The sequence below is a fragment of the Streptomyces shinuiensis genome, assembly GCF_043660855.1.
Classification (GTDB): domain Bacteria; phylum Actinomycetota; class Actinomycetes; order Streptomycetales; family Streptomycetaceae; genus Streptomyces.
On record NZ_JBIHML010000001.1, the window covers coordinates 3,775,083 to 3,796,397 of the forward strand.

13 protein-coding genes are annotated in these 21,315 nt (G+C 73.6%); 8 read left to right on the plus strand and 5 right to left on the minus strand.

Features of this window, described 5'->3' with window-relative positions:
- The first annotated feature begins 139 nt into the window (after positions 1-139).
- Both hpf and ACGRHY_RS17215 read left to right on the plus strand, forming a co-directional pair.
- On the plus strand, positions 140-844 hold the full coding sequence (gene hpf, locus ACGRHY_RS17210; protein WP_394636217.1) for a ribosome hibernation-promoting factor, HPF/YfiA family: 705 nt from the start codon (positions 140-142) through the stop codon (positions 842-844).
- 148 nt (positions 845-992) lie between these two features.
- Positions 993-1,739, plus strand: coding sequence for a response regulator (locus ACGRHY_RS17215; RefSeq protein WP_394636218.1), 747 nt, complete (start codon positions 993-995; stop codon positions 1,737-1,739).
- Between the two features lie 91 nt (positions 1,740-1,830).
- Here the strand turns inward: ACGRHY_RS17215 and ACGRHY_RS17220 are convergent, their stop codons facing one another.
- Both ACGRHY_RS17220 and ACGRHY_RS17225 read right to left on the minus strand, forming a co-directional pair.
- Positions 1,831-3,000, minus strand: coding sequence for a winged helix-turn-helix domain-containing protein (locus tag ACGRHY_RS17220; protein ID WP_394636219.1), 1,170 nt, complete (start codon positions 2,998-3,000; stop codon positions 1,831-1,833).
- 86 nt (positions 3,001-3,086) lie between these two features.
- Positions 3,087-3,668 (minus strand): GNAT family N-acetyltransferase, encoded by a 582-nt coding sequence (locus tag ACGRHY_RS17225; protein ID WP_394636220.1) that lies wholly within the window; start codon positions 3,666-3,668, stop codon positions 3,087-3,089.
- A gap of 190 nt (positions 3,669-3,858) precedes the next feature.
- Between ACGRHY_RS17225 and secA the strand changes: the two genes are divergently transcribed.
- Complete coding sequence (gene secA / locus ACGRHY_RS17230) at positions 3,859-6,690, plus strand: preprotein translocase subunit SecA (RefSeq protein WP_394636221.1); 2,832 nt, start codon at positions 3,859-3,861, stop codon at positions 6,688-6,690.
- 151 nt (positions 6,691-6,841) lie between these two features.
- Here secA and ACGRHY_RS17235 read toward each other — a convergent pair whose 3' ends face one another.
- On the minus strand, positions 6,842-7,264 hold the full coding sequence (locus tag ACGRHY_RS17235; protein WP_241716016.1) for an Rv3235 family protein: 423 nt from the start codon (positions 7,262-7,264) through the stop codon (positions 6,842-6,844).
- Between the two features lie 297 nt (positions 7,265-7,561).
- Here ACGRHY_RS17235 and ACGRHY_RS17240 point away from each other — a divergent pair, with 297 nt between their 5' ends.
- The 3 genes from ACGRHY_RS17240 to ACGRHY_RS17250 all read left to right on the plus strand — a co-directional run bounded on the left by ACGRHY_RS17240 (position 7,562) and on the right by ACGRHY_RS17250 (position 14,197).
- The gene (locus tag ACGRHY_RS17240; RefSeq protein WP_394636222.1) at positions 7,562-8,077 is read left to right on the plus strand and encodes a DUF6912 family protein; all 516 of its coding nucleotides are present in this window, start codon (positions 7,562-7,564) and stop codon (positions 8,075-8,077) included.
- A 94-nt stretch (positions 8,078-8,171) separates the two neighbouring features.
- Complete coding sequence (locus ACGRHY_RS17245) at positions 8,172-8,855, plus strand: HAD family hydrolase (RefSeq protein ID WP_394636223.1); 684 nt, start codon at positions 8,172-8,174, stop codon at positions 8,853-8,855.
- 329 nt (positions 8,856-9,184) lie between these two features.
- Complete coding sequence (locus ACGRHY_RS17250) at positions 9,185-14,197, plus strand: NAD-glutamate dehydrogenase (protein WP_394636224.1); 5,013 nt, start codon at positions 9,185-9,187, stop codon at positions 14,195-14,197.
- A 114-nt stretch (positions 14,198-14,311) separates the two neighbouring features.
- On the opposite strand, the gene ACGRHY_RS17255 is transcribed toward ACGRHY_RS17250, so the two are convergent.
- Both ACGRHY_RS17255 and ACGRHY_RS17260 read right to left on the minus strand, forming a co-directional pair.
- Positions 14,312-14,515 carry a hypothetical protein gene (locus tag ACGRHY_RS17255; RefSeq protein ID WP_394636225.1) on the minus strand — a complete coding sequence of 68 codons (204 nt, stop codon included), beginning with the start codon at positions 14,513-14,515 and terminating at the stop codon, positions 14,312-14,314.
- The gene (locus ACGRHY_RS17260) at positions 14,512-17,745 is read right to left on the minus strand and encodes an FtsK/SpoIIIE domain-containing protein (RefSeq protein ID WP_394636226.1); all 3,234 of its coding nucleotides are present in this window, start codon (positions 17,743-17,745) and stop codon (positions 14,512-14,514) included. Before ACGRHY_RS17260 ends, ACGRHY_RS17255 begins: the two co-directional genes overlap by 4 nt.
- A 347-nt stretch (positions 17,746-18,092) precedes the next feature.
- Between ACGRHY_RS17260 and ACGRHY_RS17265 the strand changes: the two genes are divergently transcribed.
- Positions 18,093-19,826 carry a serine/threonine-protein kinase gene (locus ACGRHY_RS17265; RefSeq protein ID WP_394636227.1) on the plus strand — a complete coding sequence of 578 codons (1,734 nt, stop codon included), beginning with the start codon at positions 18,093-18,095 and terminating at the stop codon, positions 19,824-19,826.
- A gap of 130 nt (positions 19,827-19,956) precedes the next feature.
- Positions 19,957-21,264, plus strand: a complete 1,308-nt coding sequence (locus tag ACGRHY_RS17270) for a serine/threonine-protein kinase (protein WP_394636228.1) — start codon at positions 19,957-19,959, stop codon at positions 21,262-21,264.
- Positions 21,265-21,315 lie beyond the last annotated feature (51 nt).

The window sequence follows — 21,315 nt, forward strand, 5'->3', positions numbered from 1 at the left end:
CTGGGGAGGAGGAGGTGAAAGTCGCAACCCGACGTAGGGCCGGACGGTGACGGGCAAGGCCCCGCACCTTCCGGACTCAGTGCACAAAGGGCGTGCTCCGCCGCTCAGGCCGCGGAGGCGTCCGGGAACGGAGTTCTGCGTGGACATCGTCGTCAAGGGCCGTAAGACAGAGGTGCCGGAGCGGTTCCGCAAGCACGTGGTCGACAAGCTCAAGCTGGACAAGATCCAGAAGATCGACGCCAAGGCGATCCGCCTCGACGTCGAGGTGTCCAAGGAGCCCAACCCGCGTCAGGCCGATCGCTCCGACCGGGTTGAGATCACACTGCGCTCCCGCGGTCCGGTGATCCGCGCCGAGGCGGCGGCGGCCGACCCCTACGTGGCGCTGGACCTGGCCACGGAGAAGCTGGAGTCGCGGCTGCGCAGGCAGCACGAGAAGCGGGTCTCCGCGCGGAAGGGGAACGGCCACCACCGGATCCCGGCGCGCGACGTTGCCGTGACCGTGCCGAACGCGGCGACCATCGGCGAGGACGGCCGGCTCGGACCGCAGCGCACGGCGGTCGAGGAACCGCCCGCCACCACCAGGGTGGGACCGCTGGAGGTCCAGGGGGAGGGACCCCTGGTCGTCCGGGAGAAGACCCACGCGGCGGCCCCGATGTCGTTGGACCAGGCCCTGTACGAGATGGAGCTGGTCGGGCATGACTTCTACCTGTTCGTCGACTCCGAGACCAAGCTGCCGAGCGTCGTCTACCGGCGGCACGGTTACGACTACGGCGTCCTCCATCTGGAACCCGATCCGTTCGTGGAGGAGGCACCGCAGGGCGCCGGAGGCGCTCTGGGTGGCTGATAACAGCCGCTGACACCGCGTACCGGACCCGCCCCCGGCCGAACGAGGAATTCGGCCGGGGGCGGGGGCATGGAATCATGGCCACGTCCAACCGGCGCCCTGCATCGGCCGGTTGACGCTGCGTAGCCTGGTTGCAGGGGGAGGAACGATGGCGGACAGCTTCGGGCCCGTGACGCCCGCCGCGCGGGACGGCGGCCGCGCCCCCGCCCCCGCGGGGGCGGAGGGCCCGCGCAAGGAGCCCATCCGGGTCCTGGTCGTCGACGACCACGCCCTCTTCAGACGCGGGCTGGAGATCGTCCTCGCGCAGGAGAAGGACATCGAGGTCGTCGGCGAGGCGGGGGACGGGGCCGAGGCCGTGGACAAGGCGGCCGACCTGCTTCCCGACATCGTGCTGATGGACGTGCGGATGCCCCGGCGCGGCGGTATCGAGGCATGCACCTCGATCAAGGAAGTGGCCCCCAGCGCGAAGATCATCATGCTGACGATCAGCGACGAGGAGGCCGACCTCTACGACGCGATCAAGGCGGGGGCCACCGGCTACCTGCTCAAGGAGATCTCCACCGACGAGGTCTCCACCGCGATCCGCGCGGTCGCCGACGGGCAGTCGCAGATCAGCCCGTCGATGGCGGCCAAGCTGCTCACCGAGTTCAAGTCGATGATCCAGCGCACCGACGAGAAGCGGCTGGTGCCCGCGCCGCGCCTGACCGACCGGGAGCTGGAGGTGCTCAAGCTCGTGGCCACCGGTATGAACAACCGCGACATCGCCAAGGAACTCTTCATCAGCGAGAACACCGTGAAGAACCATGTCCGCAACATCCTGGAGAAGCTCCAGCTCCACTCCCGGATGGAGGCCGTGGTCTACGCGATGCGGGAGAAGATCCTGGAGATCAGGTGAGGCCGGCCGGTCCGCGGTGGGCCGGCCCGCGATACGCCGGCCGTGCCGAGTGCGCCGGGCGAACCGGGCGCTGCGGGAGGCGGCGGACGCGTCAGTCGAGGGCCGCGGTGAGGGCCGCGGCCAGTACCGGGTCGTCGCAGCGCTCGACGCGGACCGCGTCGCAGCCCACCCACCCCGCCGCCTCCCGCAGCGCCCGGGCCATCGGCTCCACCGCCCCGCGTCCCGCCATCGACACCTGCCGCGCCACCAGCGTCCTCCCCTCGCGGGCCGGGTCGGCCCGGCCCAGCAGCCGTCCCCCCGACAGCAGCGGCATCGCGAAGTAGCCGTGTATCCGCCGTGCCCTGGGCACGTATGCCTCCAGCCGGTGGGTGAAACCGAAGATCCTCTCGGTGCGCCTGCGGTCCCAGATCAGCGAGTCGAACGGCGACAGCAGTGTGGTGCGGTGCCGCCCCCGGCCCCCGGACGACTCGGCCTCCAGCGCCGCCGGGTCCGCCCAGGCGGGTCTGCCCCAGCCCGCCACCTCCACCGGCACCAGGCCCGTCCCGGCGACGACCGCGTCGACCTGCTCGCCCTTCAGCCGGTGGTAGTCGGCCAGGTCCGCGCGGGTGGCCACACCCATCGCCCTCCCGGCCTGGGCGACCAGCCGGCGCAGGCACTCGCGGTCGGTCGGGTCGTCGTGGAACAGCTCGCCGGGTACGGCGCGCTCGGCCAGGTCGTACACCCTCTTCCAGCCGCGCCGCTCGGCGCAGACCACCTCGCCGGTGTCCAGCAGCCACTCCACCGCGATCTTCGTCTCGGACCAGTCGTACCACTCGCCGCCGTTCTTCGCGCCGCCCAGCTCGGTGGCCGTCAGCGGGCCGTCGGCCTTCAGCCGGTCCCGTACGGCGGCGCAGGAGCGATCGGAGTCCTCCATGCGGTGCCAGCGGTGCCCCCTGGCCCGGAACGCCCGGCGCCGGAACGCGAAGTACGGCCACTCCTCGACCGGCAGGACGCAGGCGGCGTGCGACCAGTACTCGAAGGCGCGCCCTCCCGTCCAGTACGCCGCCTCCACCGTGTCGCGGCCGACCGCGCCCAGCCGTGCGTACGGCACCAGTTCATGGGAGCGGGCCAGTACCGAGATGGTGTCCAGTTGCACGGCCCCCAGGCGGCGCAGCGTTCCCCGAACCCCGGCCCGGCGGTCCGGCGGTCCCAGCAGCCCCTGTGCGCGCAGCGCGATCCGGCGGGCCTCGTCGGCGGAGAGTGACAGTGAGACGGTGGTCATGCGCCGACGATAGGACCTGCCGCCGACAGCGGGCCCGGAAACGGCCGGGCCGCGCTCCGGCGGCGCAGTCCGCCGGAGCGCGGCTCCTACGGCGCGGGCAGGTACGGTACGGCCGCCGTCAGCCCCCGGTCCGAGGGCAGCAGCGACGCCACCCAGGCGTCCCGCCGGGTCCCGCGGAAGGTGATCCGTGCTCGCAGGGTGCCCTCCATCACGAAGCCCAGCCGCTCCGCCACGGCCCGCGACCCGGTGTTCCCGGCCTCGGCGAACCACTCCAGCCGCTCCACGCCCAGCCCGGAGAAGGCCCAGTCGGCCACCGCCCGCGCGGCCTCCACGGTGTACCCGCGACCCCGCAGTCGCCTGGCCGTCCAGTAGCCCAGCTCCGCCAGGCGCCCCTCCGGGCCGGGCGGTGTGATGCGCACCAGGCCCATCGAGCCCACCAGCTCCCCGTCACGGGTGAAGACGCCGAAGTTGTACGCGGTGTCCTCGCGCCAGCCCGCCGGGCCGATGTTGAGCACGAACTCCTGCGCGTGCCGCCGCTCGTAAGGCTCGGGGAGGGTGGTCCAGCGCAGGATGTCCGGGTCCTGGCAGGCGGCGTGGACGGCGGGAACGTCCTGCGGTTCGAAGGGACGCAGCAGGAGGCGCTCGGTGCCGAGGGTGACGGGTCGCATGGAGAAGATTGTGCCGGTCATCCAATCGGGCGGAACCGGCACCTTCCGAGTCTCCGGCACGTTGGGGGGTACAGGGGCCGGTGCCCCTCGCATACGATGGCCGGTGCGGCTGGGCCCGACGCAAGGAAGAGGCCCGCCGTGCCAGAGCACCCAGACCGTGCCCGGCCCGACCGGCAAGGAGCCAGCCTACGTGTCCGTCTTCGGCAAGATCATGCGTGCAGGTGAAGGCAAGATCCTGCGCAAACTGCACCGCATCGCGGACCAGGTGTCGTCGATCGAAGAGGATTTCGTCAACCTCACCGACGCCGAGCTGCGGGCGCTCACGGACGAGTACAGGGAGCGCCTCGCCGACGGAGAGTCCCTGGACGACCTGCTGCCCGAGGCCTTCGCGACGGTCCGCGAGGCGGCCAAGCGCGTACTCGGCCAACGCCACTACGACGTGCAGATCATGGGCGGCGCCGCCCTGCACATGGGCTATGTCGCCGAGATGAAGACCGGTGAGGGCAAGACGCTGGTGGGCACCCTGCCCGCGTACCTCAACGGCCTGTCGGGCAAGGGCGTCCATCTCATCACGGTCAACGACTACCTGGCCCAGCGCGACTCCGAGATGATGGGCCGGGTCCACAAGTTCCTGGGGCTGACGGTCGGATGCATCGTCGCCAACATGACCCCGGCGCAGCGCCGCGAGCAGTACGCCTGCGACATCACCTACGGCACCAACAACGAGTTCGGCTTCGACTACCTGCGCGACAACATGGCGTGGTCTAAGGGCGAGCTGGTGCAGCGCGGCCACAACTTCGCGATCGTCGACGAGGTCGACTCGATCCTCGTCGACGAGGCCCGTACCCCGCTGATCATCTCGGGCCCGGCGGACCAGGCCACCAAGTGGTACGGCGACTTCGCCAAGCTGGTGAGGCGGCTGGAGCGCGGTGAGCCCGCCAACCCGCTCAAGCAGCAGCAGGAGACGGGCGACTACGAGGTCGACGAGAAGAAGCGCACGGTCGCCATCCACGAGTCCGGTGTGGCCAAGGTCGAGGACTGGCTGGGGATCGACAACCTCTACGAGTCGGTCAACACCCCGCTGGTGGGCTACCTCAACAACGCGATCAAGGCCAAGGAGCTCTACAAGAAGGACAAGGACTACGTCGTCCTCGACGGCGAGGTCATGATCGTCGACGAGCACACCGGCCGGATCCTGGCCGGCCGCCGCTACAACGAGGGCATGCACCAGGCGATCGAGGCGAAGGAGGGGGTGGAGATCAAGGACGAGAACCAGACGCTCGCCACGATCACCCTCCAGAACTTCTTCCGCCTCTACGACAAGCTCTCGGGCATGACCGGTACGGCCATGACCGAGGCCGCCGAGTTCCACCAGATCTACAAGCTCGGCGTGGTGCCGATCCCGACCCACCGGCCGATGATCCGCAAGGACCAGTCGGACCTGATCTACCGCACCGAGGTCGCCAAGTTCGACGCGGTGGTCGACGACATCCTCGAACGGCACGAGAAGGGGCAGCCGGTCCTGGTGGGCACCACCTCGGTCGAGAAGTCCGAGTACCTGTCGCAGCAGCTGAAGAAGCGCGGTGTGCCGCACGAGGTCCTCAACGCCAAGAACCACGAGCGCGAGGCCGTGATCGTCGCCCAGGCGGGCCGCAAGGGCGCCGTCACGGTCGCCACCAACATGGCCGGCCGCGGTACCGACATCAAGCTCGGCGGCAACCCGGACGACCTCGCCGAGGCCGAGCTGCGTGCCAAGGGCCTGGACCCGGTGGAGAACGCCGAGGAGTGGGCGGCGGCCCTGCCCGGGGCCATGGAGCGCGCCGAGCAGGCCGTCGCGTCGGAGCACGAGGAGGTCGTCGACCTCGGCGGCCTGTACGTGCTGGGCACCGAGCGGCACGAGTCGCGCCGCATCGACAACCAGCTGCGCGGCCGGTCCGGCCGCCAGGGCGACCCGGGCGAGTCCCGCTTCTACCTGTCGCTCGGCGACGACCTGATGCGGCTGTTCAAGGCGCAGATGGTCGAGCGTGTGATGTCCATGGCCAACGTGCCCGACGACGTCCCGATCGAGAACAAGATGGTCACCCGCGCCATCGCCTCGGCGCAGTCGCAGGTCGAGCAGCAGAACTTCGAGATCCGCAAGAACGTCCTGAAGTACGACGAGGTCCTCAACCGGCAGCGCGAGGTCATCTACGGCGAGCGACGCCGCGTCCTGGAGGGCGAGGACCTGCACGAGCAGGTCATCCACTTCATGGACGACACCATCGACGCGTACGTCCAGGCCGAGACGGTCGAGGGCTTCGCCGAGGAGTGGGACCTGGACCGGCTGTGGGGCGCTTTCAAGCAGCTCTACCCGGTGACGGTCACCGTCGAGGACCTGGAGGAGGCCGCCGGGGGCCGCGACGGCATCACGGCGGACTTCATCGCCGACGCCATCAAGGACGACATCCACGAGGGGTACGAGGAGCGCGAGAAGCAGCTCGGCTCGGAGATCATGCGCGAGCTGGAGCGCCGTGTGGTCCTCTCCGTCCTCGACCGTAAGTGGCGCGAGCACCTGTACGAGATGGACTACCTCCAGGAGGGCATCGGCCTGCGCGCCATGGCGCAGCGCGACCCGCTGGTGGAGTACCAGCGCGAGGGCTACGACATGTTCGTCGCGATGATGGACGGCATCAAGGAGGAGTCCGTCGGCTACCTGTTCAACCTGGAGGTCCAGGTCGAGCAGCAGGTCGAGGAGGTGCCGGTCGAGGAGGCCGGACCCGCCCCCTCCCTGGAGAAGGCCCCGAGGGAGGAGGCCGTCGCGGCGGGCGGGCGCCCGGCGATCCGGGCCAAGGGCCTGGAGGCCCCGCAGCGTCCGGACCGGCTGCACTTCTCCGCGCCGACCGTGGACGGCGAGGGCGGTGTGGTCGAGGGCGACTTCGCCAGCGGCGAGGACGGCGGCCCGGTCCGCTCGCCCGCGGACGGCATGACCCGTGCCGAGCGCCGCAGGGCGCAGAAGGAGAAGGGCCGCCGCCGCAAGAAGTGACCCGTCGACCGCCGCCGCAGGGAGGCCGGCGGTCCGCTTCGAGGCCGGCCCGGGGCCGGGCGTCCGCCGAGGACGCCCGGCCCCGCCGCGTTCCCCGTACCGCACGGACCCCCGCGTCCCGCGCGGCGCGGTCACGGTCCCGTCCCGCCGGTCAGGACACGGTGTCGAGTTCGACGGCGGAGCACAGCCAGCGCTGGTCGCGGGAGCGTTCCAGGCGGAAGGCCAGAGCGCGCAGCCGGTCACCGGCGGCGATCCGGGCGAACGCCTCGACCGCGCCGGGGCAGGGCTGCGACCAGCCGACCTCCCGGACCACCGGAGCCGGTCCGCCCGCCACCGCCGACCGCAGCGGGGTCAGCGGGGCGAGCCGGACCAACTGCTCGTACGCCTCGTCGCGGGTGTGGCCGAGCAGCAGATGGACCGGCCGCAGACCGCTGAGGACGAGCACCAGCCGGTGTGCGAACCAGTAGGGCGGCAACCGGTCGCGTTCGCGCTGCCGGGCGGCGAGCAGGGCCGAGCGGGCCGGCCGCCGGGAGTCCCGGCGGCCGGGAGGGGCGGTACGGCTGGTGGGCGGCATGGTGTCTCTCCCCGTGGTCTTGTGCGGTCTTCCGCACTGCGATCTGCCTACTGAGCGGTAACTTTCACTCCGGTTTCTACTGGGCGGCCCGCGAGGCGGCAACGACCGATGGACGGTGGCGCCGGACTCCGTGCGTTTCACCTGTCCGATGGAGGGGCCGCCCGGGGTTTGACGGCCGGGGCCGTTGACCTGCGCAGTTCGCTCGCCAGGGGCGGACGGGGCCGGGGGCGTCCGGCGCGCGGGAGCCGCCGTATGCTGTCGGGACACCCGGAGCGGCCTTACACGAAAGTGGTGGCGATGCGCGTCTATGTCCCCCTCACCCTGCCCGGCCTGGCGGCCGCGAGCCGGGCGGGCGAGCTCGGCCCCGGCCCGCTGACCGCCTACGCGGTCACCCCCGGACTGCGCGAGTGGTACGTCTCGGACGACATCGAGGAACTGGAGTACGCCGCGCTCGGCCGCGCCGCGCAGGCCTCGCTGCGGCTCCTGGCCGTCGCCCCGGACGCCCCGCGCCGCCGGGTCGTGGTCGCCGTCGACGTGCCCGACCGCGAGGCCGTGGCCGACCCGGACCGCGTTCTGGACCCGGCCGCGCTGGGCGAGGTGCGCATCGAGCGGGCCGTACCGCTGGAGCGGGCCGCCGCCGTGCACGTCGACGGGGGCGACGCCGAGGCGGACGTCGCCGCGGCGGCACAGGCGCTGGGCGCGGCCGACCAGGGTGACGACGACGCCCGCTTCACGGTGGACGGGGCGGACGACCACGAACTGCTGTGGTACGCCACCCAGGAGATCGGCGGCATCGTGGAGGAGCTGGGCTGAGCCCGCTCCCGTACGGCACCCCGGTCCGGGTCCGCAGGCCCGGTCCGCCGGCCGCGTCTGTCGTTTGTCGCACCCAGCCCTTAACGTCGTGGGTATGGACTCGGGCACGGGGAGAGCCCACATCGTGTGGGACTGGAACGGCACGCTGCTGCACGACATCGACGCGGTCATCGCGGCGACCAACGCCGCCTTCGCCGAGATAGGGCTGCCGGTCATCACGCTGGAGCGCTACCGGGAGCTGTACTGCGTACCGGTGCCGCGCTTCTACGAGCGGCTGATGGGAAGGCTGCCCACCGACGAGGAGTGGGCCGGGATGGACGAGATCTTCCACCGGCACTACTTCGCGCGCATCGAGCAGGTGGGGCTCGCCGAGGGCGCGGCGGAACTGCTCGCCGCGCGGCGGGAGGCCGGGCTGACCCAGTCGCTGTGCTCCCTGGCCCCGCACGACCATCTGGTGCCGCTGGTGCGCCGGCACGGCATCGAGGAGCACTTCGTCCGGGTCGACGGGAACCTCGGAGGCGGCAGCGGGTCGAGCGCGGGCAAGGCCCGGCAGATGGCGGCGCACGTGGCGGCGCTCGACGGGTTCGATCCCCGCCGCACCGTGGTGGTCGGCGACGCGGTGGACGACGCGGTGGCGGCCGCCGCCGTGGGCGCGCGGGCGGTGCTGTACACCGGTGGCTCGCACAGCAGGAACAGCCTGGAGGCGGCCGGGGTGCCGGTGGTGGACAGCCTCACCGAGGCGGTGGAGGTGGCCGAGCACGTGATCGCGGAGAACTGACACCGCTGTGCACCGTGTCGCCCGCGGCATGCCGCAAGCTGTCCACAACGTCCAACTCCGGCCCCCGGTTTTGTACACATACTGTCCATGACGCGGCCCGGACGGAGAGGGGTAGCCTAGCCGCGTGATCAGCGAGACGCCCGCGGGAGGCAGTGCCGCCTCCGACCCCGGGAGCCCGTGCGACGCCGCCGGGGCCGGGGATGCCGCAGATCACCCCGTCTCCGGGCATGACGCCCCGCTCCGGCGGACACTTGGTGTGCCGGCGTCAAGCCCTCAGAACCCTCAACGCCTTGACGTCACGCAACGGCGCGCGACAGGAGCCAGACGACATGCAGACCAAGCTGGACGAAGCAAAGGCCGAGCTGCTCGAACGAGCCGCCCGGGTCGCCGACGGCGGTCCCGCCGGCAGCCAACCCGTACCGGGGCTGGACGCCGGGACCCTCGGCTCGTACCTCCAGCGCTACTACCTGCACACCGCTCCCGAGGACCTGACCGACCGCGACCCGGTCGACGTCTACGGGGCCGCGGTCTCCCACTGCCGGCTGGCCCAGCAGCGCCCCCAGGGCACCGCGAACGTCCGCGTCCACACCCCGTCCGTCGAGGAGAACGGCTGGACGTGCACCCACAGCGTCGTGGAGGTCGTCACCGACGACATGCCCTTCCTGGTGGACTCGGTCACCAACGAGCTGACCAGGCAGGGACGCGGCATCCATCTGGTGGTCCACCCCCAGGTCGTCGTCCGCCGCGACGTCACCGGCACCCTGCTCCAGGTGCTGGACGCGGGCGCCCGGCCCGGAGAGAAGCTGCCGGACGACGCGGTCACCGAGTCCTGGATCCACGTCGAGATCGACCGCGAGACCGACCGCGAGGACCTCAGGCGGATCACCGCCGATCTGCGGCGCGTCCTGTCCGACGTGCGCGAGGCGGTCGAGGACTGGCAGAAGATGCGGAACGCCGCGCTGCGGATCGCCGACGGCCTGCCCGACGAGCCGCTCGCCGACGATCTGCCCGAGCAGGAGGTGGAGGAGGCGCGTGAGCTGCTGCGCTGGCTCGCGGACGACCACTTCACCTTCCTGGGCTACCGCGAGTACGAGCTGACCTCCGAGGCCGCGGACGGGACCGAGGAGCTGCTGCTCAGCGCCGTCCCGGGCACCGGCCTGGGCATTCTGCGCTCCGATCCGCACCACGACGACCGGGGTGGCGGGGATCCGGGCAGTGACCGGGGCGCCGCCTCCACCCGCCCCCACGCGCCCGCCCACACCCACGCCCACCCGGTGTCGCCCTCCTTCAACCGCCTCTCGGCCGGCGCCCGTGCCAAGGCCCGCGAGCACAGGCTGCTGGTGCTCACCAAGGCCAACAGCCGGGCCACCGTCCACCGCCCCTCCTACCTCGACTACATCGGGGTCAAGAAGTTCGACGAGGCGGGCAACGTGGTGGGGGAGCGCCGCTTCCTCGGACTGTTCTCGTCGGCCGCGTACACCGAGTCGGTGCGCCGGGTGCCCGTCATCCGCCGAAAGGTCGAGGAGGTGGTCGGCTCCACCGGCTTCGTCCCCGACAGCCACGACGGCCGCGACCTGCTCCAGATCCTGGAGACGTACCCGCGTGACGAACTCTTCCAGATCCCGGCCGACGAGCTGCGCGAGATCGCCACCTCCGTGCTGTACCTCCAGGAGCGCCGCAAGCTGCGGCTCTACCTGCGGCAGGACGAGTACGGCCGCTACTACTCCGCGCTGGTGTACCTGCCGCGCGACCGCTACACCACCGCCGTACGACTGCGGATGACCGACATCCTCATGGACGAACTGGGTGGCACCAGCGTCGACTTCACCGCCTGGAACACCGAGTCGGTCCTCGCCCGGCTGCACTTCGTCGTCCGCGTCCCGCAGGGCACCGAGCTGGCGGAGCTGACCCACGCCGACGCCGAGCGCATCGAGGCCCGGCTGGTGGAGGCCGCCCGCTCTTGGGCCGACGGCTTCTCCGAGGCGCTGGTCGCCGAGGTCGGCGAGGAGCGGGCGGCCAGGCTCGCCCACCGCTACGGCGGCGCCTTCCCCGAGGGATACAAGGCCGACTTCCCGCCCCGCACCGCCGTCGCCGACCTCCAGTACATCCAGGGCCTGGAACGGGGCGAGGGCGTCAGCGACTTCGCGCTCAGCCTGTACGAGCCGGTCGGGGCCGGCCCGGGCGAGCGACGCTTCAAGATCTACCGCACCGGCGAGCCCGTCTCGCTCTCCGCGGTGCTGCCGATCCTCCAGGCCATGGGCGTGGAGGTCGTCGACGAGCGCCCCTACGAGCTGCGCTGCGCCGACCGCTCCCCGGCGTGGATCTACGACTTCGGGCTCCGGCTGCCGGTGAACCACGCGCAGAACCTGGAGGGTGACGCCCGCGAGCGCTTCCAGGACGCCTTCGCCGCCGTCTGGAGCGGCGAGGCCGAGAGCGACGGCTTCAACGCGCTGGTGCTGTCGGCCGGACTCACCTGGCGGCAGGCGATGGTGCTGCGCGCCTGCGCCAAGTACCTGCGACAGGCCGGCTCGCCCTTCAGCCAGGACTACATGGAGGACACCCTCCGCCGCAACGTCCACACCACCCGGCTGCTGGTCAGCCTCTTCGAGGCCCGTCTCTCCCCGGACCGCGCCGCGGCCGGCCACGAGCTGACCGACGGCCTGCTGGAGGAGCTGGACGGGGCGCTGGACCAGGTCGCCTCGCTGGACGAGGACCGCATCCTGCGCTCCTTCCTCACCCTCATCAAGGCCACCCTGCGCACGAACTACTTCCAGCCGCGCGACGAGGAGTCGGGCCGGCCGCACGCGTACGTGTCGATGAAGTTCGATCCGCAGGCCATCCCGGACCTGCCCGCGCCACGCCCGGCGTACGAGATCTGGGTGTACTCGCCGCGGGTGGAGGGCGTGCACCTGCGGTTCGGCAAGGTCGCCCGCGGGGGCCTGCGCTGGTCCGACCGGCGCGAGGACTTCCGCACCGAGATCCTGGGCCTGGTCAAGGCACAGGAGGTCAAGAACACGGTGATCGTGCCGGTGGGGGCCAAGGGCGGCTTCGTCGGCAAGCGGCTGCCCGACCCCTCGGCGGACCGCGACGCCTGGCTGGCCGAGGGCGTCGCCTGCTACAAGACCTTCATCTCCGGCATGCTCGACATCACCGACAACCTCGTGGGCGGCCAGGTCGTACCGCCCGAGCGCGTGGTGCGGCACGACGGGGACGACACCTACCTGGTCGTCGCCGCCGACAAGGGCACCGCCTCCTTCTCCGACACCGCCAACGAGGTCGCCACCGCCTACGGCTTCTGGCTCGGTGACGCCTTCGCCTCCGGCGGCTCGGCCGGCTACGACCACAAGGCCATGGGCATCACCGCCCGCGGTGCCTGGGAGTCGGTCAAGCGGCACTTCCGCGAGCTCGGGCACGACACCCAGACCGAGGACTTCACGGTCGTCGGCATCGGCGACATGTCCGGGGACGTCTTCGGCAACGGGATGCTGCTCAGCGAGCGCATCCGGCTGGTGGCCGCCTTCGACCACCGGCACATCTTCCTCGACCCGGACCCGGACGCGGCCACCTCCTACGCCGAACGCCGCCGGCTGTTCGAACTGCCGCGCTCCTCCTGGGCCGACTACGACACCTCGCTGCTGTCGCCCGGCGGCGGAGTCCACCCCCGCAGCGCCAAGTCCATCCCCGTCAGCGCGCAGGTGCGCCAGGCGCTGGGCATCGAGGGCGGCGTCACCAAGATGACCCCGGCCGAGCTGATGAGGGCCATCCTCAAGGCCCCGGTGGACCTGCTGTGGAACGGCGGCATCGGCACCTACGTCAAGGCGTCCACCGAGACCGACGCCGACGTCGGCGACAAGGCCAACGACGCGATCCGCGTCGACGGCGGGGACCTGCGGGTGCGGGTCGTCGGGGAGGGCGGCAACCTGGGCCTGACCCAGCTCGGCCGCATCGAGTTCGCGCACGAGGGCGGCCGGATCAACACCGACGCCATCGACAACAGCGCGGGCGTGGACTCCTCCGACCACGAGGTCAACATCAAGATCCTGCTCAACTCGGTCGTCGCCGACGGCGACATGACCGTCAAGCAGCGCAACGCGCTGCTGGCGGAGATGACCGACGAGGTCGCCGAGCTGGTGCTGCGCAACAACTACGCGCAGAACGTGGCGCTGGCCAACGCGATGCGGCAGGCGCCCGACCTGCTCCACGCCCAGCAGCGGCTCATGCGCAGCCTGTCCCGCCAGGGACGGCTGGACCGGCAGCTGGAGTTCCTGCCGGCCGACCGGCAGATCCGCGAGCGGCTGGCGCACGGTCGCGGACTGACCCAGCCCGAGATGGCGGTGCTGCTGGCGTACGCGAAGATCACCGTCACCGAGGAACTGGCGGACACCGATCTCGCGGACGACCCGTATCTGCAGCGGCTGGCGCACGCGTACTTCCCCAGCGCGCTGCGTGAACGCTTCCCCGAGCAGGTCGGGCGCCACGCCCTGCGGCGCGAGATCGTCACGACCCTCCTGGTCAACGACATGGTCAACACCGGGGGTTCGACCCTGGTGCACCGGATGAGGGAGGAGTCGGGCGCCTCGGCGGAGGAGATCGTGCGGGCGCACACCGCCTCCCGGGAGATCTTCGGCCTGGCCCGTGTCTGGGACGAGGTCGAGGAACTGGACAACACCGTGGCCGCCGACGTCCAGACCCGTATGCGGCTGCACGCCAGGCGGCTGGTCGAGCGGGGCACCCGCTGGCTGTTGAACAACCGGCCGCAGCCGCTGAAGCTCGCCGAGACCATCGAGGTCTTCCAGGAGCGGCTGGAGGTGGTCTGGTCCCAGCTGCCCAAGCTGCTCAGGGGTGCGGACCTGGACTGGCACCAGAGCGTCAGCGACGAGCTGACCGGCGCCGGTGTCCCCGGTGAACTGGCGCTGCGGGTGGCGGGCTTCTCGTCCGTCTTCCCCGCACTGGACGTGGTGGCCGTCGCCGACCGCACCGGCCGCGAACTGCTGGACGTCGCCGAGGTCTACTACGACCTGGCCGACCGGCTGGGCATCACCGAGCTCCAGGACAGGGTGAGCGAGCTGCCGCGCTCCGACCGCTGGCAGTCGATGGCCCGCGCGGCGATCCGCGAGGACCTCTACGCCGCCCACCAGCTCCTCACGGCGGACGTGCTGGCCACCGGGGACGGCAGTGCCACGCCCGAGCAGCGCTTCGAGGCGTGGGAGGAGAAGAGCGCCGCCGTCCTGGGGCGGGCCAGGGCCACGCTGGAGGAGATCCGCGAATCCGACACCTTCGACCTGGCGAACCTGTCGGTGGCGATGCGCACGATGCGCACGCTGCTGCGCAGCAACCGCTGACGCGCCGGAGCGCGGAGCACCGGCAGGTCCCGGAGCACCGGGGAGCACGCTGGGAGGGGGCGGCCGTCCGGCCGCCCCCTCCCAGCGTGTGCGGCGCCGTGCCGCGCCCTCACCTCACCGCGCCTTCCACTCGCCCTCGCCCTCGGTGCCGCCGAAGGCTGCCGGGGCCCGGCCGGACATGTCGAAGCGGAGATCGTCGCCCGCGGCGATCAGCGCCTCGGTGATGTCGCGCTGCACGCCGTCGGGGTGGACGCCGGTGTCCAGCTCCCCGGCTTCCTTCTCCTCGGCCTCCTTGCGCGGCGGGCCCGTCGGCGTCACATCAGTGAGGGGGGAGCGGGGGCGCCCGCCTCGCGGGCCGCGCGCTCGACCGCGCTGGCGAGCAGCGCCAGATCGGTCGGCCCGTTGCCCAGCTCGCGCAGGGGGCGACGGGCGGGAGGGTCCCCGGCGCGCGCCCAGTCCAACGGGACCACCGTCGGCCGCAGAGTCGCCGTACGGGGTATGCGGCCCGACACCCGGCCCGCCTGGAAGGCGGTCACCGAGCCGTCCGGCCGGTGCAGCGCCCCCCGCCCCGGCCGCGGCTCCTGCGCGGAACCGTCCGGGCCGTTCGAACCACCCGGGCCGCTCCGGGTGTCGGAGCCCAGGAGGGCCCGCAGGGCCGCGCCCTGCCCGGTGGCCGTCCGCTCGGTGTGCTCCGGCCGCCCGGTGGCTGCTATCAGATGCACCCCCAGCCGCGCTCCGTCCCGCGCCACGGCCTCCAGCGCCCTGACCACCGAACCGGCCGCCGGCCGACCGGGGTTGCCCAGAGCGGGGGCGACCAGCGTGTCGAAGTCGTCGACGAGGACCACCAGCCGGGGCAGCGGTCCCGGCCCCGTGGCGCCGGCGGCCTTGGCGGGGTCCGCCTTTCCGGGCGCACGCAGCTTGAGTGCGCCGGGTTCGGAGCCCGCGCCGGGGCCCGTGCCCGCCGGGGGAGCGCCCGTGGCCCGGCGCTGGGCGACCACCCGGGCGGCGGGACCGCCGGTGGCGTGGTGCCGCGTACGCGACGCCTCCGCCGCGTACGCCTCGTACGGGTGGTCGCCCAGCAGTTCCGCGCGGCGCTTCAGCTCGCCGCCCAGGGCCTGGGCGAACTCCCGCATCCGCGCCGGGTCCCCTGCGGCCAGGTACGTCGTGGCGTGCGGCAGGTCGCCGCACGCCCGCAGCCCGTCGCCGTCACCGTCCACCAGGACCAGTGCCAGCCTGTCCGGCCGCTCTCCGGCGGCCAGCGAGGCGGCCGCCGAGCGCAGCAGCTCGGTCTTGCCGGAACCGGCCGGACCGGAGACCAGGAAGGGGCCGTGGCCGTCCGCGAGGTCGGCGGTGACCGGACCGTGCGGGCCCGCGCCCAGCACGGCCTCGGCCCGGGGGCCGGCGGGCGCGCCGCGCTCGGCGGGACCGTCGGCCCAGCGGGCCAGCAGCGCGGCGGGAGTGGCCCGGGCCAGGCCCAGCTCCTCCAGCAGCCGGGAACTCGGCGGCAGCGGCACGGGGCGGTCCGGGGACGGGCCCCTGGCCGTGTCCGCCTCGCGCAGCGGAGCCAGTGCCCGGGCGAAGCGCTCGGCCCAGGCCGACGACACCCCGTCCACGGTCGCTACCGGGGCGTTCGCCGGATCCGTACCGCGCGCCACCACCCGTATCGCCGTGGCGACGGCGCCGCTGAGCAGGCCGACGGCCCCGCAGAAGCGGAAGGCGGGGGAGGCGGCGGCCGCCGCCTCCAGAATCACGGCGAGCGGGGAGGTGGGGGTGGCGGCCGCCGTCTCGGCGAGGCACAGCAGGTGGACGCCCGCGGCCGGTCCGTGCGCCGCCAGCCGGGCCACGGCGTCACGCAGCTCGGCCGGGCCCGGATCGCCGTCGACCACGGCGACCGTCAGCGGGCCGCGGCGCGCGCCCGCCCCCGTGCCCGGCTCCGGTCCGTCCAGCCGCCGCAGCAGCTCCTCGGTACGGGCGGCGGCCTGTTCGCGGTCGTACGCCAGCAGCAGGCGGCAGTCCTGGCCGCGGGCCGGGTGCAGGTGCGGCAGCCAGCCCAGCCAGGACCAGTCGCCGCCCTCCGCCGCGTCGTGCGCGCCGCCGCGTGGCGCGCGGCCCGGGGCGATCAGCACGACCTCCAGGGCACCCGGCCCGTGCAGCGCGGTGAGCTGGGCGAGGACCGAGCGCACCAGCGGCAGCAGCCGGGCCCGGGGGCCGGCCAGCCCCAGCGAACCCGTGCGCCGCAGATCCACCGTCACCGGCTCGACGGACCCGGCCGCGCCGCGGGCCGAGCCGAGCCGGACGGTCAGCGCGTCGGCGTGGCCGGAGCCGCGCTCCCACAGCCGGGGGCCGGGGCCCAGCGCGGTGAGCAGGATCTCCGACGGGTCGGGCCAGCGCTCCGCGCCCGGCGCGGCCGCCGCGGCGGAGGATGCGGAGGGCACGGCGGCCGGGCCGGGCGCGGCCGGGCCCGGCCCGTGGGCGTCCGCGCCGCCGTCGTCCGGCCGCCCTCCGGCGAGCCGCCGCGCCCAGGCGCCCAGACCGCCGCGCCGGGGCCGCCCGGCGGCAGGGTCGCCACCCGGAGGCGCGATCCCGGCCCCGTGGGTGCCGCCGCCGGAGGGGAAGGGGTGGTCGGCGCGGCCGTGCTCGATCTCCTCGGCCGGTCCCGGGCCGCCGGCGACGTACGGGGTGGCCGCCGCACCGGGGCCGTCCGTTCCGCCGTCGCCGGGCCCGTACGGCGGGAGCACCGCCCGGCCCGGCCCGCTGACCGTCTCGGCGGTGGGAGCGGCAGGGCCCGCGGGCGCGCCGGGGGAGGCGGAGGCGGCCGAGGGCGCACAGTCCTGCTCCGGGAGCCCCCCGGACGCGTCGGTGCCGCCCGCGGAGATCCGCAGATGCCCTTCCCCGTCGGGAAGTGCGTGCGGCCCGCCCCCCAGTTCCTCCGCCCCGGCCCGCAGCCGTACGGCGGACTCGCCCAACCGAAGTGTCGCGCCCGGCGGCAGCGGCACCGGACGGTCGTGGACCGCGGCGCCGTCGACCGTCGTGCCGTTGGTGGAGGCCAGGTCGGTGACCGTCACCACTCCCGACTCCGCCACGGTGACCATGCAGTGCAGCCGGGAGACGTCCGGATCGTCCAGCGGCACGTCCGCCTCGGCGGAGCGGCCGACGCGCACCTGCCCGCCCCGCAGCAGGTGGACCCCGCCCGCGTCCGGCCCGGCGACGACGTGCAGCCGGGCGCGCGTACCGGCGGGGGCATGGCCGTGGCTCCATGGCGCGGTCGGTCCGTACAGGGACACCACCGCGCCGTCCACCAGCGGCGGCACGCCCAGCATCTGGCGCCCGGCGTCCAGCCGCTGCGCGCCGGCGAACACCGCCACCGTCTCTTTGGAACCGGCGGCGGACGCGGCGCCGGCGGAGGCCGCTGCCGCGGCGAGGGCGCCGGTCACCGCGGAGAGGGTGGTGCCGGCGGGGGCGGTCACCAGCACGTCGCAACCGCCGGTGCTCTGCTCCGCGTGACCGCCGCGCGGCCCGAGGACGGTCAGCCGGATCTGCATCGACATCGGCCCCTTCAGTCCCGTGATGCTGGATGCATCCTCGCACCGACCACTGTCATAGCGCCCACGTTCCTCCGTCGAATGATCTTGATTGGTCGGCTGTGCACGCAAATGTGGCCGGTAATTGCCCGTCCTCCGTGCGTTTCACTCCGATGCGAAACCCCGGACGGCCGCCCACCGGCAACCGTCCGCCCGCACGGCGCGTCCGACAGGACACGGGGGCAGGGCGCGGAACGGCCCGGGCAGGCGCCTGTGCACGCCTGTGCCCTGCCGCACACGGCACTACAGTGAGCCGCCGGAGCGCCGTACAGTGGCGGCTTGGGCAGTTCCGAACGAACCAGGGAGCGCATGACGTGCGGCCGGTAGGCAGCAAGTACCTGCTCGAGGAGCCGCTCGGACGCGGCGCCACGGGCACTGTCTGGCGTGCGCGCCAGAGGGAGACGGCGGGCGCCGAGGCGGCCGTGGCCGGGCACCCCGGCGAGACCGTGGCCATCAAGGTCCTCAAGGAGGAGCTGGCGAGCGACCCGGACGTGGTGATGCGCTTCCTGCGCGAGCGCTCCGTCCTGCTCCGTCTGACCCACCCCAACATCGTCCGCACCCGCGACCTGGTGGTCGAGGGCGAACTCCTCGCCCTCGTCATGGACCTGATCGACGGCCCGGACCTGGACCGCTACCTGCGGCAGAACGGCCCCTTCTCGCCGGTCGCCGCCGCGCTGCTGACCGCCCGGATCGCCGACGCGCTGGCCGCCAGCCACGCCGACGATGTCGTCCACCGCGACCTCAAGCCCGCCAACGTGCTGCTCGCCGGCTCCGAGGACGATCCCGCGGGCCTGCGTCCGATGCTCACCGACTTCGGCATCGCACGCCTGGCCGACTCCCCGGGCCTGACCCGCACCCACGAGTTCGTCGGGACCCCGGCCTACGTCGCGCCCGAGTCCGCCGAGGGCCGGCCGCAGACCTCCGCCGTGGACGTCTACGGTGCGGGCATCCTGCTGTACGAGCTGGTCACCGGTCGTCCCCCCTTCGGCGGCGGCACCGCGCTGGAACTCCTCCAGCGCCATCTGACCGAGGAGCCGCAGCGTCCCGGCAACGTGCCCCTGCCGCTGTGGACGGTCATCGAGCGCTGTCTGCGCAAGAACCCCGAGCATCGGCCCGGCGCCGAGAGCCTGGCCCGCGCCCTGCGGACGGTCGCCGAGGGGATCGGGGTGCACGCCACACCCGCGCAGGCCGAGGCCGCGATGGGCGTCGCCGCGCTGCTGGGCCCCGACCCCTCGCCCGCCCCGGTGCCGGGGCCGGCCGGCGCCTCGGACCCCACGCAGGTGCTGCCGACCACGGGCCGGCCCGGCGACGGCGCCCCCGCGTACGACCCCGACGCCGCCACCAGCTTCCTGCCGCACACCGGCGGCTCCGGTCCGGGAGGCCCCGGTGGGGGCGGCTCCGACGAGGGCGCCACCCAGGTCATGCCGCCCATGCCACCGGGCACGCCCTCCGGAGGCGGGGACGGACCGGCGCCCGAGGAGCCGCACCCCTGGCAGACCCAGCTGCGCGCCGCCCGGGACCGCAACGAGCAGACCCAGGTCCAGCCGCTCGACCCGGAGCAGGACCCGCTGCGCCGCCGCCCCCAGCGCCGCGTCGCCCCGCAGCAGCATCAGCCTGCGCACCATCAGCAGCCCCCGCCCCAGCCGCGGCAGCGCGCCCGGCAGCAGCAGCCGCAGCAGCCGTACGCCCCCGCGCCGCAGCACCGGCCGGAGCCGCAGCCGCAGCGGTACGAGCCCCCGCGTCCGCCCGCGTCCCGGCGCGAGCCCCGCCCGCCGCGGCGGCGCACCTCCAGCCCCATGCGCATCCCCGGGCTCGGCTGCCTCAAGGGCTGCCTGTTCATGGTGCTGATCTTCGTGCTGATCTGCGTGCTGGTCTGGAACTTCACCCCGCTGCCCGAGTGGTGGGACCAGGGGCGGCAGTTCTGGGAGGACACCAAGGACTGGGTGGGCGAGGCCTGGACGTGGATGACGGAGTTCGGCAACGCGGCCGAGGAGCTGCCCGCCGAACTGCCCTCGGACGTCCCCACGGAGCTCCCCGCGAACAACTGACGGACAACCGGCGGCCGGGAACGGCGGCTCGGTTGCTTTGTCGACTTTCGGGGCGGATTTCCGCCCCGGAGGTGGTGGTTGCCGCCATCCGGGGGGCACGGCGCCCCCGCGGAAGCGTAGTTTTGTCGCCATGTCACGGAAGATCGGCAGTCGGTACACCGCCCATCGGATCCTGGGCCGGGGCAGCGCCGGCACGGTGTGGCTGGGCGTGGGGCCGAAAGGCAGCCCCGTCGCCGTCAAGCTGCTGCGCGAGGACCTGGCCTCGGACCAGGAGCTGGTGGGCCGCTTCGTGCAGGAGCGCACCGCGCTGCTCGCCCTCGACCACCCGCGCGTCGTCAAGGTGCGCGACCTGGTGGTCGACGGCAACGACCTCGCCCTCGTCATGGACCTCGTGCGAGGCACCGACCTGCGCTCCCGGCTGGAGCGCGAGCGCCGCCTCGCCCCGGAGGTCGCCGTCGCCGTCGCGGCCGACGTCGCCGACGCGCTGGCCGCCGCCCACGCGGCCGGGATCGTCCACCGCGACGTCAAGCCCGAGAACATCCTGCTCGACGTCCACGGTCCGGCCGGGCCCGGCGGTGCCCCGCCCGCGCTGCTCACCGACTTCGGCATCGCCAAGCTGATCGACGCGCCCAGCCGGGGCGGCGGCAGCAAGGTCGTCGGCACTCCCGACTACGTCGCTCCCGAGATCGTCGAGGGACTGCCGCCGCGCGCCTCCGTCGACGTCTACGCCCTGGCCACGGTGCTGTACGAGCTGCTGGCCGGTTTCACGCCCTTCGGCGGCGGTCACCCCGGGGCCGTGCTGCGCCGCCACGTCACCGAGCGCGTCGCCCCGCTGCCCGGCATCCCCGACGAGCTGTGGCAGCTCCTCAACCAGTGCCTGGCCAAGGCCCCGGCCTCCCGGCTGCGCGCGTCCGAGACGGCCACGCGGCTGCGGGAGATACTGCCGGCCCTGGCAGGGCTGCCGCCGCTCGACATCGACGAGCCCGAGCCGGAGGCCGGCGCCCGCGGCGGCGAGCAGCAGGGAGCGTACGGGCACCACGTCGGCTCCCCGTACGACGACGGGCACCACGGACCCGGGGCGGACGCCGATCCGTACGGCGCGCCCGCCCGCGGCGCCGTTCCGCTCGTCCACGGCGGGCCCGCGCCCGACTCCACCCGTGACACCCACACCAGCATGCGCGTCCCCGGCGCGGACGAGCTGGCGGGCGGCGCCCACGGCACCGCCCGCGCCCCCCGAGCCCCGGGCAGCCCGCGAGCCGGCTCCGCCCGACACCGGGCGGCCGAGCGCCGCCGCAGGGTCAGGCAGGGCGTCACGGCCACGGCCGTCGCTGCCGCGCTCGGCATCGGCGGCTGGCTGGCCCTGTCCGGCGGTGGCGAGGAGGACGGCGGCCCCGCGGTCCCCTCGCAGAGCGAGGACGACCGCCCGGACGAGCCCTGAGGCGCCCCGAGCGGGCGGCTCCCCGGTGGCCGGGCGCGGGCCCGGCCACCG

What these genes read in the sequence shown, in the direction of transcription:
- ACGRHY_RS17215 (WP_394636218.1), top strand. Translation starts at nt 993, where the DNA reads ATGGCGGACAGCTTCGGGCCCGTGACGCCCGCCGCGCGGGACGGCGGC.
- ACGRHY_RS17220 (WP_394636219.1), bottom strand. Translation starts at nt 3,000, where the DNA reads ATGACCACCGTCTCACTGTCACTCTCCGCCGACGAGGCCCGCCGGATC.
- ACGRHY_RS17225 (WP_394636220.1), bottom strand. Translation starts at nt 3,668, where the DNA reads ATGCGACCCGTCACCCTCGGCACCGAGCGCCTCCTGCTGCGTCCCTTC.
- ACGRHY_RS17235 (WP_241716016.1), bottom strand. Translation starts at nt 7,264, where the DNA reads ATGCCGCCCACCAGCCGTACCGCCCCTCCCGGCCGCCGGGACTCCCGG.
- ACGRHY_RS17240 (WP_394636222.1), top strand. Translation starts at nt 7,562, where the DNA reads ATGCGCGTCTATGTCCCCCTCACCCTGCCCGGCCTGGCGGCCGCGAGC.
- ACGRHY_RS17245 (WP_394636223.1), top strand. Translation starts at nt 8,172, where the DNA reads ATGGACTCGGGCACGGGGAGAGCCCACATCGTGTGGGACTGGAACGGC.
- ACGRHY_RS17250 (WP_394636224.1), top strand. Translation starts at nt 9,185, where the DNA reads ATGCAGACCAAGCTGGACGAAGCAAAGGCCGAGCTGCTCGAACGAGCC.
- ACGRHY_RS17260 (WP_394636226.1), bottom strand. Translation starts at nt 17,745, where the DNA reads ATGTCGATGCAGATCCGGCTGACCGTCCTCGGGCCGCGCGGCGGTCAC.
- ACGRHY_RS17270 (WP_394636228.1), top strand. Translation starts at nt 19,957, where the DNA reads ATGTCACGGAAGATCGGCAGTCGGTACACCGCCCATCGGATCCTGGGC.